14 protein-coding genes are annotated in these 13,935 nt (G+C 55.5%); 11 read left to right on the top strand and 3 right to left on the bottom strand.

Annotated features, from left to right (window positions below):
- The first annotated feature begins 11 nt into the window (after nucleotides 1-11).
- From alr to APT89_RS17120, 5 genes are all read left to right on the top strand, one after another.
- Complete coding sequence (gene alr, locus APT89_RS17140; RefSeq protein WP_060573099.1) at nucleotides 12-1,091, top strand: alanine racemase; 1,080 nt, start codon at nucleotides 12-14, stop codon at nucleotides 1,089-1,091.
- Nucleotides 1,092-1,200: 109 nt separating this feature from the next.
- Nucleotides 1,201-2,394, top strand: a complete 1,194-nt coding sequence (gene tyrB, locus APT89_RS17135) for an aromatic amino acid transaminase (protein ID WP_045260940.1) — start codon at nucleotides 1,201-1,203, stop codon at nucleotides 2,392-2,394.
- A gap of 218 nt (nucleotides 2,395-2,612) precedes the next feature.
- A complete protein-coding gene (gene aphA, locus APT89_RS17130; protein ID WP_041911537.1) occupies nucleotides 2,613-3,326 on the top strand; it encodes an acid phosphatase AphA in 714 nt (237 codons plus the stop codon).
- Between the two features lie 112 nt (nucleotides 3,327-3,438).
- Nucleotides 3,439-3,855: a secondary thiamine-phosphate synthase enzyme YjbQ gene (locus tag APT89_RS17125; RefSeq protein ID WP_041911536.1), complete on the top strand. Its 417-nt coding sequence runs from the start codon at nucleotides 3,439-3,441 to the stop codon at nucleotides 3,853-3,855.
- Nucleotides 3,856-3,857: 2 nt separating this feature from the next.
- Nucleotides 3,858-4,211 (top strand): MmcQ/YjbR family DNA-binding protein, encoded by a 354-nt coding sequence (locus APT89_RS17120; RefSeq protein WP_048957471.1) that lies wholly within the window; start codon nucleotides 3,858-3,860, stop codon nucleotides 4,209-4,211.
- Between the two features lie 3 nt (nucleotides 4,212-4,214).
- Here the strand turns inward: APT89_RS17120 and uvrA are convergent, their stop codons facing one another.
- Entirely contained in the window at nucleotides 4,215-7,037 is a 2,823-nt protein-coding gene (gene uvrA / locus APT89_RS17115) for an excinuclease ABC subunit UvrA (RefSeq protein ID WP_041911534.1), read from the bottom strand.
- Between the two features lie 251 nt (nucleotides 7,038-7,288).
- On the opposite strand from uvrA, the gene ssb1 reads away from it, so the two are divergent.
- Nucleotides 7,289-7,819, top strand: a complete 531-nt coding sequence (gene ssb1, locus APT89_RS17110) for a single-stranded DNA-binding protein SSB1 (protein ID WP_006810470.1) — start codon at nucleotides 7,289-7,291, stop codon at nucleotides 7,817-7,819.
- A gap of 60 nt (nucleotides 7,820-7,879) precedes the next feature.
- Here ssb1 and APT89_RS17105 read toward each other — a convergent pair whose 3' ends face one another.
- Nucleotides 7,880-8,161 (bottom strand): YjcB family protein, encoded by a 282-nt coding sequence (locus tag APT89_RS17105; protein WP_028015176.1) that lies wholly within the window; start codon nucleotides 8,159-8,161, stop codon nucleotides 7,880-7,882.
- 63 nt (nucleotides 8,162-8,224) lie between these two features.
- Between APT89_RS17105 and APT89_RS24370 the strand changes: the two genes are divergently transcribed.
- Together APT89_RS24370 and APT89_RS17100 are read left to right on the top strand one after the other, a co-directional pair.
- Complete coding sequence (locus tag APT89_RS24370) at nucleotides 8,225-8,476, top strand: hypothetical protein (RefSeq protein WP_131728597.1); 252 nt, start codon at nucleotides 8,225-8,227, stop codon at nucleotides 8,474-8,476.
- A gap of 339 nt (nucleotides 8,477-8,815) precedes the next feature.
- Nucleotides 8,816-10,381: an EAL domain-containing protein gene (locus tag APT89_RS17100; RefSeq protein WP_060573097.1), complete on the top strand. Its 1,566-nt coding sequence runs from the start codon at nucleotides 8,816-8,818 to the stop codon at nucleotides 10,379-10,381.
- Nucleotides 10,382-10,387: 6 nt separating this feature from the next.
- Here the strand turns inward: APT89_RS17100 and soxS are convergent, their stop codons facing one another.
- On the bottom strand, nucleotides 10,388-10,714 hold the full coding sequence (soxS, locus tag APT89_RS17095) for a superoxide response transcriptional regulator SoxS (protein WP_008503387.1): 327 nt from the start codon (nucleotides 10,712-10,714) through the stop codon (nucleotides 10,388-10,390).
- A 98-nt stretch (nucleotides 10,715-10,812) separates the two neighbouring features.
- Between soxS and soxR the strand changes: the two genes are divergently transcribed.
- The 3 genes from soxR to ghxP all read left to right on the top strand — a co-directional run bounded on the left by soxR (nucleotide 10,813) and on the right by ghxP (nucleotide 13,877).
- The gene (soxR, locus tag APT89_RS17090; protein WP_023331806.1) at nucleotides 10,813-11,271 is read left to right on the top strand and encodes a redox-sensitive transcriptional activator SoxR; all 459 of its coding nucleotides are present in this window, start codon (nucleotides 10,813-10,815) and stop codon (nucleotides 11,269-11,271) included.
- 287 nt (nucleotides 11,272-11,558) lie between these two features.
- Nucleotides 11,559-12,230, top strand: a complete 672-nt coding sequence (locus APT89_RS17085) for a glutathione S-transferase family protein (protein WP_028015178.1) — start codon at nucleotides 11,559-11,561, stop codon at nucleotides 12,228-12,230.
- Between the two features lie 297 nt (nucleotides 12,231-12,527).
- The gene (ghxP, locus tag APT89_RS17080) at nucleotides 12,528-13,877 is read left to right on the top strand and encodes a guanine/hypoxanthine transporter GhxP (RefSeq protein ID WP_028015179.1); all 1,350 of its coding nucleotides are present in this window, start codon (nucleotides 12,528-12,530) and stop codon (nucleotides 13,875-13,877) included.
- Nucleotides 13,878-13,935 lie beyond the last annotated feature (58 nt).

Below are 13,935 nucleotides of genomic sequence, written 5' to 3'. Positions count from 1 at the left end.
AAGGAATTCAAATGCAAGCGGCAACTGTTGTTATTAACCGCCGCGCTCTGCGACACAACCTGCAACGTCTGCGTGAACTGGCGCCTGCCAGCAGGCTCGTTGCAGTCGTGAAAGCGAACGCTTACGGACACGGTCTTCTTGAGACCGCGCGAACGCTCCCCGATGCCGACGCCTTTGGCGTCGCCCGTCTCGAAGAAGCTCTCCGCCTGCGCGCAGGCGGCATTACGCAACCGATTCTGCTCCTTGAAGGCTTTTTTGAAGCCTCGGATCTGCCGACCATTGCAGAGCAGCAGCTGCACACGGCGGTACACAACGAAGAACAACTGGCCGCGCTGGAAACGGCTGAACTGAGCGAGCCGGTCACCGTCTGGATGAAGCTCGATACGGGCATGCACAGGCTGGGCGTGCGTCCGGAAAACGCGGAGGCGTTTTATCAGCGTTTGTGCCAGTGCAAAAATGTGCGTCAGCCGGTCAATATCGTCAGCCACTTTGCCCGTGCCGATGAGCCCGAATGCGGCGCAACCGAGCAGCAGCTTGATATCTTCAACACCTTCTGCGAAGGCAAGCCGGGAATGCGCTCCATTGCGGCATCCGGCGGCATTCTGCTGTGGCCGCAGTCCCACTTCGACTGGGCGCGTCCGGGGATTATCCTGTATGGTGTTTCCCCGCTTGAGAATAAACCCTGGGGGCCGGACTTAGGCTTTAAGCCGGTGATGTCGCTGGTATCAAAGCTGATTGCCGTGCGGGAGCACAAAGCGGGCGAGCCGGTGGGTTACGGCGGTACCTGGACCAGCGAGCGCGACACGCGGCTTGGCGTGGTGGCTATGGGCTACGGCGACGGCTATCCGCGCGCGGCACCAACGGGCACGCCGGTGCTGGTCAATGGTCGTGAAGTGAACATTGTCGGCCGCGTGGCGATGGACATGATTTGCGTGGATCTTGGGCCCGGCGCGCAGGATAAAGCGGGCGACGATGCGGTGATGTGGGGTGAAGGTATGCCCGTTGAACGCATTGCTGAGATTACAAAAGTGAGTGCTTACGAACTTATTACGCGTCTGACGTCGCGGGTGGCGATGAAATACATCGACTGAGCTTTAACGGGATGCGATGCATCCCGCTTCTGTTAACATCCCCTCGATCTTATTCCGCTTCCGGTTTATTGTTGAAAACCCTGCCTCATAATAATCCGGAGAACATCGCGTGTTTCAGAAAGTAGACGCCTACGCCGGCGACCCTATTCTCTCCTTGATGGAGCGTTTCAAAGAAGATCCTCGCAGCGATAAAGTGAACCTCAGCATTGGTCTTTATTACAACGAGGACGGCATCATTCCTCAACTGAAAGCCGTTGCCGAAGCCGAAGCGCGTCTTAACGCAACCCCGCACGGTGCTTCGCTTTATTTGCCGATGGAAGGGTTAAACACCTACCGTAATACGATTGCGCCGCTGCTGTTTGGTGCGGACCACGCGGTGCTCGCGCAAAAGCGCGTGGCGACTATCCAGACGCTGGGCGGCTCGGGTGCGCTGAAGGTAGGCGCAGATTTCCTGAAAAAATATTTCCCGGATTCCGGCGTGTGGGTCAGCGACCCGACGTGGGAAAACCACGTGGCCATCTTTGAAGGCGCGGGCTTTAAGGTCGAGACCTATCCGTGGTTCGACAGCGAAACCAACGGCGTGCGCGTCGAAGCGCTGCTGGAAAAACTGAACACCCTGCCGGCGCGCAGCATCGTGCTGCTGCACCCATGCTGCCATAACCCGACCGGGGCGGACCTCACCAATGCCCAGTGGGATGCGGTGATCGAGGTGCTGAAGGCACGTAACCTGATCCCGTTCCTCGACATCGCCTATCAGGGCTTTGGCGCGGGCATGGAAGAAGATGCTTACGCCATCCGCGCCGTTGCCAGCGCCGGGCTGCCAGCGCTGGTCAGCAACTCCTTCTCAAAAATCTTCTCTCTCTACGGCGAGCGCGTTGGCGGTCTGTCCGTGGTGTGTGAAGACGCCGAAGCCGCGGGGCGCGTTCTCGGCCAACTGAAAGCGACGGTCCGCCGTATTTACTCCAGCCCGCCGAACTTTGGTGCGCAGGTGGTGGCGACCGTTCTGGGAGACGAACAGCTGAAAGCCACCTGGCTTGCGGAAGTGGAAGCGATGCGCAAGCGCATTCTGTCGATGCGTCAGGAACTTGTTAACGTGCTGAAAGAGGCGGTGCCGGGGCATAACTTCGACTATCTGCTCAAGCAGCGCGGGATGTTCAGCTATACCGGACTGAGCGCGGCACAGGTCGATCGCCTGCGTGACGAGTTCGGCGTCTACCTGATCGCCAGCGGCCGTATGTGCGTGGCGGGCCTGAATGCCGGCAACGTCCAGCGCGTGGCGCAGGCGTTTGCTGCTGTAATGTAAATGCTCACTAACCCAGCCCTCTCCCCGTGGGAGAGGGCTGGGGTGAGGGCATCAGACCGCATAAACACGTCCCCCGGCACTTTGTGATCGTCTTCTTTTTATTCATCTTTATAAGTAAAAACTCCTTTCCTTCCCCTCCCGCCGGGGTTATGGTCGGATAGATTTTTGACCATCCACTCAAAATATAAAGATAACAAACTGAATATTCAGGGGAAAATATGCGCAAGATCACACTGGCGCTCAGCGCCGCCTGCTTATTGTTCTCGCTTAATAGCGCCGTCGTCGCGCGAGCTTCCGCACCGACGCCGCTTTACACCGGCACCACCGCCGCCATCCTTGCCGAGCAGGCACCCATTCACTGGGTTTCCGTGGCCCAAATCGAAAACAGCCTGATGGGCCGCCCGCCAATGGCCGTGGGCTTCGACATTGACGATACTGTGCTGTTCTCAAGCCCTGGCTTCTGGCGTGGCAAGAAAACATATTCTCCGGACAGCGAAGCGTATCTGAAGAACCCGGAGTTCTGGGAAAAAATGAATAACGGCTGGGATGAGTTCAGCATTCCGAAAGAGGTGGCCCGCGCGCTGATCGCCATGCACGTTAAGCGCGGCGACAGCATTTACTTTGTCACCGGCCGTAGCCAGACCAAAACGGAGACCGTCTCCAAAACCCTGCAGGACGATTTTCAGATCCCGGCAGCCAGCATGAATCCGGTCATTTTTGCCGGTGATAAAGAGGGACAAAACACCAAAACCCAGTGGCTGGAGCAGAAAAACATCAAAGTGTTCTACGGTGATTCGGATAACGACATTACCGCGGCGCAGGATGTGGGGGCCAGAGCGATCCGGGTGCTGCGTGCCTCTAACTCGACCTATCGACCGCTGCCGATGGCAGGCAAGTTTGGCGAGGAGGTGATTGTTAACTCCGAGTATTAGTTCTTGAGCGGCGGGTTTGATTCTTTTTTGAACAAATCCGCCGCTGCGGGTTTTACCTTTCGCCTTCTTGCTGCACACTTAGAAAGATTCATCTTTCAGAACGGAGCAGCTCATGTGGTATCAACAGACCCTGACCTTAAGCGCTAAACCCCGCGGGTTTCACCTTGTGACGGACGAAGTCATCGGGCAACTCCGCGACCTGTCGCGCGTCAAAACGGGTTTACTGCATCTGCTGCTTCAGCACACGTCAGCCTCCCTCACGCTTAATGAAAATTGCGACCCTACCGTCCGGTCTGATATGGAACACCATTTCCTGAAGACGGTTCCGGACAACGCCCCCTACGAGCACGATTATGAAGGCGCAGATGACATGCCTTCGCATATCAAATCTTCTCTGCTGGGCGTATCGCTGATGCTGCCGGTTCATAACGGGCGGCTAATGCTGGGCACGTGGCAAGGGATCTGGCTGGGAGAACATCGCATTCACGGTGGTTCGCGTAAAATTATCGCAACGCTACAAGGGGAATAAAGATGACAATTTCGGAGATACTTCAGTATTGCATGAACAAGCCTGGCGCGGAACAAAGCGTTCACAGCGACTGGAAAGCCACGCAGATCAAAGTGGGAGACGTGCTGTTTGCGATGGTGAAAGAGGTTGAAGGGCGCCCGGCGGCGTCGCTGAAAACCAGCCCGGAACTGGCGGATCTATTACGTCAGCAGCATGATGATGTGAGGCCGAGCCAGCACCTCAATAAGGCGCACTGGAGTACCGTTTATCTGGACGGCTCGCTGCCCGGCTCGCAAATTTACTATCTGGTGGATGCGTCCTATAAGCAGGCGGTTGAACTGCTGCCGGAAGCGACCCGACAGCAGCTCTCCGTGTAACAATTACAGCAACGGTTTAAGGAAGCGCGCGGTGTGCGAGGCTTCGCACTCTGCAACGGTCTCTGGCGTACCGGAGACGAGGATTTCACCCCCGCCGCTGCCGCCTTCCGGGCCGAGATCGACAATCCAGTCCGCAGTTTTAATCACGTCCAGATTATGTTCGATGACCACAATCGTGTTGCCCTGATCGCGCAGCTGATGCAGCACCTCAAGCAACTGCTGGATATCCGCAAAGTGCAGGCCGGTGGTCGGTTCATCCAGAATGTAGAGCGTCTGGCCGGTACCACGCTTGGACAGCTCGCGCGCCAGCTTCACGCGCTGCGCCTCACCGCCGGACAGGGTTGTTGCTGACTGCCCCAGGCGAATGTAGGTCAGACCTACGTCCATCAGCGTCTGCAGCTTACGCGCCAGCGCAGGGACGGCGTCAAAGAACTCGCGCGCCTCTTCGATGGTCATGTCCAGCACTTCGTGGATGGTCTTGCCTTTGTATTTAATCTCCAGCGTTTCGCGGTTATAGCGCTTGCCTTTGCACTGGTCGCACGGCACGTAGATATCCGGCAGGAAGTGCATCTCAACCTTGATCACGCCGTCGCCCTGACACGCTTCACAGCGGCCGCCGCGCACGTTAAAGCTGAAACGTCCTGGCGTATACCCGCGCGAACGCGCTTCCGGTACACCGGCGAAGAGTTCACGTACGGGCGTGAAGACGCCGGTATAGGTCGCCGGGTTGGAACGCGGCGTACGGCCAATCGGGCTCTGGTCGATGTCGATAACCTTGTCGAAATGCTCCAGCCCCTGAATATCGCGGTACGGTGCAGGCTCGGCCAGCGTCGCGCCGTTCAGCGCCGTCTGCGCAATCGGGAACAGCGTATCGTTGATCAGCGTCGATTTACCGGAACCGGACACGCCGGTAATGCAGGTAAACAGGCCAACCGGCAGCGTCAGGGTGACGTCCTTCAGGTTGTTGCCGCGCGCTCCTGTGAGCTTCAGCACTTTTTCCGGGTTCGCCGCGACGCGCTGTTTTGGCACTTCAATTTTGCGCTTGCCGCTCATGTACTGGCCGGTCAGCGACTCGGGCACCGCCATAATGTCCTTCAGCGTACCTTCCGCCACCACCTGGCCGCCGTGCACGCCCGCGCCCGGGCCGATGTCGATCACGTGGTCTGCGGCGCGAATTGCGTCTTCGTCGTGCTCCACCACGATTACCGTGTTGCCGAGATTGCGCAGGTGGATCAGTGTGCCGAGCAGACGCTCGTTGTCGCGCTGGTGCAGGCCGATGGACGGTTCATCCAGCACGTACATCACGCCGACTAAGCCCGCGCCAATCTGGCTCGCCAGACGGATACGCTGGGCTTCACCGCCGGAGAGCGTTTCTGCCGAGCGGGAAAGCGTCAGGTAGTTCAGGCCAACGTTCACGAGGAACTTGAGGCGATCGCCGATCTCTTTCAGCACTTTTTCGGCGATTTTCGCACGCTGGCCGGAAAGCTTCAGGTTATTGAAGAAGTCCATTGCGTGGCCGATGCTCATGTCTGAGATGGTCGGCAGCGCCGTGTTTTCCACAAACACGTGGCGCGCTTCGCGACGCAGACGCGTGCCCTCGCAGGTGGCGCAGGAGCGGTTGCTGATGAACTTCGCCAGCTCCTCGCGCACCGCGCTGGATTCGGTCTCTTTGTAGCGGCGCTCCATATTGTGCAGCACCCCTTCGAACGGGTGGCGACGCACGGAGGTATCGCCGCGATCGTTCATGTATTTGAACTCGATGTTCTCTTTGCCGGAACCGAACAGGATCACTTTGTGCACGTTCGGGCTCAGGCTCGCCCACGGCGCTTCAACGTCGAATTTGTAGTGCTCCGCCAGCGACTTCAGCATCTGGAAGTAGTAGAAGTTACGCTTATCCCAGCCGCGAATCGCACCGCCCGCGAGCGACAGCTCGGGGTTCTGGATCACGCGATCCGGATCGAAATACTGCTGCACGCCCAGACCGTCACAGGTCGGGCACGCGCCCGCCGGGTTGTTGAACGAGAACAGGCGCGGTTCCAGCTCGCGCATGCTGTAGCCGCAAATCGGGCAGGCGAAGTTGGCGGAGAAGAGCAGCTCTTCCGCTTTCGGGTCGTCCATGTCGGAGACCACGGCCGTGCCGCCAGAAAGTTCCAGCGCGGTTTCAAAGGATTCAGCCAGACGCGTGGCGAGATCGTCACGCACCTTAAAGCGGTCAATCACCACTTCGATGGTGTGCTTCTTTTGCAGCTCAAGCTTTGGCGGATCGGACAGGTCACACACTTCGCCGTCGATACGGGCGCGGATATAGCCCTGGCTTGCCAGGTTCTCCAGCGTTTTGGTGTGCTCGCCTTTACGCTCTTTGATGATCGGTGCCAGCAGCATCAGGCGTTTGCCTTCCGGCTGCGACAGCACGTTATCCACCATCTGGCTCACGGTCTGTGCCGCCAGCGGAACATCGTGGTCTGGGCAGCGCGGCTCACCCACGCGGGCATACAGCAGACGCAGGTAGTCATGGATTTCGGTAATGGTACCGACCGTTGAACGCGGGTTATGCGAGGTAGACTTCTGCTCAATAGAGATAGCAGGCGATAACCCTTCAATATGGTCGACATCCGGTTTTTCCATCAGCGACAGGAACTGACGCGCGTACGCCGAGAGCGATTCAACGTAACGACGCTGTCCTTCGGCATACAAGGTGTCGAAAGCCAGTGAGGATTTGCCTGACCCCGAAAGCCCGGTCACGACGATGAGTTTGTCGCGAGGGATTATGAGGTTGATATTCTTGAGATTATGGGTGCGGGCGCCCCGAACTTCGATCTTATCCATTCACCTTTCCCGGTTGGAACACGGATTGCCTGGTTTGTTTGAAGGACAAACGGCTGTCAGAAACGGCTAATTATGACACAATTTGACCTGTTTGAATATACAGTATTGGAATGCATTTTCTGATTCGCTGTGTAACAATGTCGAGTTCGCGGGATATTTCTGAACCGACCACGCAACTATGCAAATTGCCGCGTGGAAATGGTACACTCGCGCGTTTACACTATTAAGAAACGTATTCAGGAGACACGAACATGGCCAGCAGAGGCGTAAACAAGGTGATTCTCGTCGGTAATCTGGGCCAGGACCCGGAAGTACGCTACATGCCGAGTGGTGGCGCAGTTGCCAACATTACGCTGGCTACTTCCGAATCCTGGCGTGATAAAGCGACCGGTGAAATGAAAGAGCAGACCGAATGGCACCGCGTTGTGCTGTTTGGCAAACTGGCCGAAGTGGCCGGTGAGTATCTGCGTAAAGGTTCTCAGGTTTATATCGAAGGCCAGCTGCGTACCCGCAAATGGACCGACCAATCCGGTCAGGAAAAATACACCACGGAAGTGGTGGTGAACGTGGGCGGCACCATGCAAATGCTGGGTGGCCGTCAGGGCGGTGGCGCACCGGCAGGTGGCGGTCAGAACCAGCAGCAGGGCGGTTGGGGTCAGCCTCAGCAGCCGCAGGGCGGCAACCAGTTCAGCGGCGGCGCGCAGTCTCGTCCGCAGCAGCAGTCTGCTCCGGCACCGTCTAACGAACCGCCAATGGACTTCGACGACGATATCCCGTTCTGATCAACGGATGCTAAAACAAAAAACCCAGACATCGTCTGGGTTTTTTTATTGCTGAAGGGATCAGGTAATGACCATCGGCCAGTCTGGTGGGGTGTGGTTCATCGCCTCAACCATCACTACTTTAATATTTTCCCAGACGGCGGCCATATCCAGCAGGGTGATGCCCAGCAGGCCCGTTGCGAACCAGCAAGCCGCGCCAAGCCCTAGCAGGGTACTGATGACGGCAAGACCCGCGTAGTCGGATTTACGAAACTGAATGTTCAGCGTGCTGGCTAAAAACATCAAAACCGCGCTCAACAAGGGCCAGCGCAGGAGAACCATGCTGGTAGTAATGGTTGCCATAAAACCCATCCTCTACAAAACAGACGAACTGAATGAAACAGTGTTTCTCGTTACACAATATGTGTGAACTATATCACATTTGTTGATTTATTCGCCAGTGTCTGCGTAGCCAAAAAGGGGATTTTATTAGCCGGAAAAAGAGTGTGCGGTACGGGACTGCCTTCGTACAAAGGGATGCGGACCCACAACGTGCGGGGTAATGCCCGCCGGGCAAGCGGGGAAGAGCATCTGGAGGCAAAGAGACGTCCAGCCGTGCCGTTTTTAGGAGAAGCATTATTTTCTGATAATATTGTGATGATGTCTGATTATTTATAAATCAACGAACAAAATACACCCGCATAAATAGGATAAAACGTCACGTTGGCGTTGTGCTTTTTTCATGCCGCCAGAAGTTTGGCTTAATCAGCGATCCTCTGTGGTGTTCTCTCAAAACCACCCAGGCGTGGTGGATAATTATTTTCCTTAATTGAAACGGAACGAATACTTACAGTTTAGCTTACGGGAAAATATTATCGTCATAACGAAATTTAAGATTTTTAATACTAAAAGTCAGTTGCTAACTTCGCATGATTCATGCAACGTAATCACCTGTTTAACAAAGCATCCGGCCTTCATTACTACAGGCGTACAACATGCAGGGATATAGGGCGGGAAATGAATCGTAGCGCGCGGCGCAAAATACTCAGGGTGGTAGGAATCATCATGGTAGTTATGCTGCCGGTGATGCTTGCTCTATGGTTTGCCCAGCTGAGAGCCGAGTCGGAAACGAGCGCTCAGCTACGTACATTTGCTGAACTGGCTTTAGACAAAACAGAACTGGTAATTCAACAAGTTGACCTGGCCAGGGACGAGGCAGAAAAATATCAGGGTGAACGTTGTACGCCGGAACATCGTCAATATATGTTGAACGTTGTTCGTGGCCGCCTGTTTGTCGCCGATTTAATTTATGCTGAAGGTCAGAATTTTCTTTGTTCGACCGTTTTTACACCGGATCAACCCTACGTCATTCCGGTTGCTAATTACACGCGTAAACCTGACGTTGCGATCTATTATTTTCGCGATACGCCATTTTATACTGGCTATAAAATGACATATATGCAGCGCGGAAATTATGTCGTGGTTGTCAATCCGCTTTCTTACAGTGAAGTGATGTCTACCGATCATTCCCTCGCATGGGGGGTATACGACACGGTAACTAATGCCTTCTTTTCCGTCAGCCAGAAAGCCAATGCGACTTTATTAAATTCGATGATTCGGGATAAGGAATCGGTATTTCAAAAAGATAACCGTTTCTATACCGTCGTGAAATCGACAAATCGGCCTATTGCCGCCATCGTGTCGACGTCAGATAAACGTTTTTATGAAACGCTCTATCACCAGGCGACGTTGACGCTACCGCTGGGAATGATCTGCAGCATTATTATTTTGCTGGTGTGGTCCCGCACCCATCGTGAGCTTAATTCGCCGGGGCGCTTACTGCACCGGGCGCTGAACAAGCGCCAGCTTTGTGTGCACTATCAGCCGATTATTGATATCAAGAACAACCAGTGTGTGGGGGCAGAGGCGCTGTTGCGCTGGCCTGGTTTCAATGGGCAGGTAATGAGCCCGGCTGACTTTATTCCGCTTGCGGAAAAAGAGGGAATGAGCGAGCGGATCACGGATTATGTCGTTGAGGAGGTGTTCAGCGATCTGGGCCATTTCCTGGCGGCGCATCCGCATCTCTATATTTCGATCAACCTGTCGGCCACGGACTTCCACTCCTCGCGGCTGATCGCCATGATTTCTGACAAGGCCCGGCACTACGCCGTACGCGCCCAGCAAATTAAAATTGAAGTGACGGAACGCGGCTTTATCGATGTGCCAAAAACCACGCCGGTGATTCAGGCCTTCCGTCAGGCGGGCTATGAAGTGGCGATCGATGATTTCGGGACCGGTTATTCCAACCTGCACAACCTCTACTCGTTGAACGTGGATATTCTGAAAATCGATAAATCGTTTATCGACACCTTAACCACCAACAGTACCAGCCACCTGATCGCCGAGCATATTATCGAGATGGCGCAAAGCCTGCGGCTAAAAACCATTGCGGAAGGGGTTGAGACGGCTGAGCAGGTGAGCTGGCTGTTGAAGCGCGGCGTTGAGTTCTGTCAGGGATGGCACTTCGCGAAAGCGATGCCGCCCCAGGAGTTTATGACCTGGCAGCAGCAACCTTTGCACTGATATGCATTAATTCAACTGGTGGCGATAATCGCTCGGCGTACGGTCAAACTCGCGGCGAAACACGCGGGAAAAGGTTTGTTGCGAGACATAGCCAAGATCCATCGCGATATCAAAAATCGGCCGCTGCGTTGAGCGTAACGCCTGCGCCGCCAGCAGGAGCCTGCGCTGGCGAATGTACTCACCCAGCGTCTGGTGCATGACCGTGCGGAACATTCTCTGTAAATACCATTTCGAATAGCCCGATTTTTTTGCGACCACATCAATGTTCAACGGTTGGTCGATATGATCGTCAATCCATTCAATAAGTGTCTGAATAATTTGCTGATGCGACATAAGGTTGCCCCTCTGTAGATACAACTTTCTCGGTTGATTCGTCGTTTTCTCTGCGGGGGAGTATAATTCCTCAAGTTAACTTGAGGTAAAGAGGTTTTATGGAAAAGAGATTGCCGCGCATTAAAGCGCTTTTAACCCCCGGCGAAGTGGCAAAGCGAAGCGGCGTTGCGGTATCGGCGCTCCACTTCTATGAAAGCAAAGGGTTAATTAAAAGCATCCGTAACGGCGGAAACCAGCGCCGCTACACCCGTGACGTGCTCCGCTACGTGGCGATTATCAAAATTGCGCAACGCATCGGCATTCCCCTGGCGACGATCGGTGAGGCATTCGGCGTGTTGCCGGAAGGGCATACGCTTAGCCCGAAAGAGTGGAAAGAGCTTTCATCCCAGTGGCGTGAAGAGCTGGACAGGCGTATCCACACGCTGGTGGCGCTGCGTGACGAGCTGGACGGCTGTATCGGCTGCGGCTGCCTGTCCCGTAGCGACTGCCCGCTACGTAACCCTGGCGACAGGCTGGGCGAGCAGGGGACCGGGGCGCGGCTGCTGGAGGAGGATTAAGTTCTTGCGGCAAAAAGCATAATAAAGAACTAAAGCGCCACTAAGGGCGCTTTAGTTTTTCCCGGTCTTTGTCTTTCTCTCTATCCCGCTGGTTCACGGGAGGGTTTCCCCCGACATCAGCACCCCTCGTGTCGAGCTGGTTGGGGAGGTTCCGGATTGTGCTGACACTTTAATTCTATGCAAGACCCGTATTTTCGCCAGCCGCGCTAGCCGTTTTTTAGACGAAATATTTTCGCGGTGTTGTTCGATTTTCTATAGTTAAAAAGTATGAATAACAGGAGAAAATCATGCTCACGGTACATCACCTTAACCAGTCGCGCTCGCACCGCGTGATCTGGGCGCTGGAAGAGCTCGCCCTGCCTTATGAGATTGTTCACTACCAGCGCGAAAAGAACATGCTGGCACCCGAGTCCCTCAAAAAGGTGCATCCGTTGGGCAAATCGCCGGTCATTGAAGATAACGGGCTGATCCTTGCGGAGTCAGGCGCCATTCTGGAGTATCTGCAGGAAACCTATGATGCCGAATCGCGGCTGAAGCCTTTAGACCCCGCGCATAAGGTGCAATACCGCTTCTGGCTGCATTACGCAGAAGGGTCGCTGATGCCGCTGCTGCTCATGAAGCTGGTCTTCAGCAGCCTGGGAAAGCCGCCCGTGCCGTTTGGCATCCGAACGCTGGGCAAGGCGCTGGGGCAGGGGGTACAGAAAGCGTATCTCAACCCCCAGCTGGAGACCCATGCGCGCTTTATTGACTCACATCTTGCTAAAAACAGCTGGTTTGCCGGAGAGACGTTAAGCATGGCCGACATTCAGATGAGCTTCCCCCTCTTTGCCCTGCTGGCGCGCGGCGGCATTGCTAATCTGCCGCATATTCAGGCATGGAAGCAAAAAGTGGAAACTAGTCCTGGCTGGCAAAGAACCCTGCAACAAGGTGGCCCGTTAACGATCCCGGGCGAGGATTGAAATGTAAACAAATTGCGCATAGACGATAACGTTTGCGCATCCTCTGTTTATTTCTTCATCGTCATAAGTGAATTTTAGCGAAAAACGACAAAGTTCAGTTGAAAAGGGCGGGTATTAGGCTGGATAATCGTTTGCCTTAATTTGACCACCCGTTTTATAAGCGCGGAGCTAAACGTTTGCTTTTTTTGTGACGCCCTTTCGTCGCAAACGCAACACACGGATTTGACGTTTTAGCTGGCAGCGGTGTCTCCACCACGCTTATGGACGTTCTATAAAAACTCTCAGGGGATGTTTTCTATGTCTACGCCATCTGCGCGTACCGGCGGTTCACTTGACGCCATGTTTAAAATTTCGGCTCGTGGCAGCACCGTGCGCCAGGAAGTCGTTGCTGGTCTGACGACGTTTCTGGCGATGGTGTACTCCGTCATCGTGGTGCCGGGCATGCTGGGCAAGGCGGGCTTCCCGCCTGCGGCTGTCTTTGTCGCCACCTGCCTGGTGGCCGGCGTGGGCTCCATCGTAATGGGCCTGTGGGCGAACCTGCCGCTGGCGATTGGTTGCGCCATCTCTTTGACCGCCTTTACCGCGTTCAGTCTGGTGCTGGGCCAGCAGATCAGCGTACCGGTTGCCCTCGGCGCCGTGTTCCTGATGGGCGTACTGTTTACCGTTATTTCTGCCACCGGCATCCGTAGCTGGATTTTGCGCAACCTGCCGCAGGGCGTGGCGCACGGCACCGGTATCGGTATCGGCCTGTTCCTGCTGCTGATCGCTGCCAACGGCGTGGGTCTGGTCATCAAGAACCCGCTGGACGGCCTGCCGGTAGCGCTCGGTCATTTCGCGAGCTTCCCGGTCATTATGTCGCTCATCGGTCTGGCGGTGATTATCGGCCTGGAAAAACTGAAGGTGCCGGGCGGCATTTTGCTGACCATTATTGGCATTTCCATCGTCGGCCTGATTTTCGATCCGACCGTTCACTTCTCCGGTATTTTCGCCATGCCGTCGCTGAGCGATGACAAAGGCAACTCCCTGATCGGCAGCCTGGATATCGTCGGCGCGCTGAACCCGGTGATCCTGCCAAGCGTGCTGGCGCTGGTGATGACCGCGGTATTTGACGCCACCGGTACCATTCGCGCGGTGGCCGGTCAGGCCAACCTGCTGGATAAAGACGGTCAGATTATTGATGGCGGCAAAGCGCTGACCACCGACTCCCTGAGCAGCGTCTTCTCTGGTCTGGTGGGTGCGGCGCCTGCGGCGGTGTACATCGAATCTGCAGCGGGTACGGCGGCAGGCGGTAAAACCGGCCTGACGGCCATCACCGTTGGCGTGCTGTTCCTGCTGATCCTGTTCCTCTCTCCGCTCTCTTACCTGGTGCCTGCGTATGCGACCGCGCCAGCGCTGATGTACGTCGGCCTGCTGATGCTGAGCAACGTGGCGAAAATCGATTTTGCGGACTTCGTGGATGCGATGTCCGGCCTGATTACCGCAGTGTTTATCGTCCTGACCTGTAACATCGTGACCGGCATTATGATCGGCTTTGCCTCGCTGGTGATTGGCCGCCTGGTCTCCGGTGAGTGGCGCAAGCTGAACATCGGCACCGTGGTGATCGCCGTTGCGTTGGTCGCCTTCTACGCGGGTGGCTGGGCAATCTAAATTATCCATTGATGCGAAAACGGGTGGCTCAGGCCGCCCGTTTTTATTTTCAGGACTC

This window comes from Enterobacter sp. 50588862 (assembly GCF_001462935.1).
Lineage (GTDB): Bacteria > Pseudomonadota > Gammaproteobacteria > Enterobacterales > Enterobacteriaceae > Enterobacter > Enterobacter bugandensis.
The sequence above is the reverse complement of the archived record's forward strand: the minus strand, read 5'-3'. Positions and strand labels throughout refer to the sequence as shown.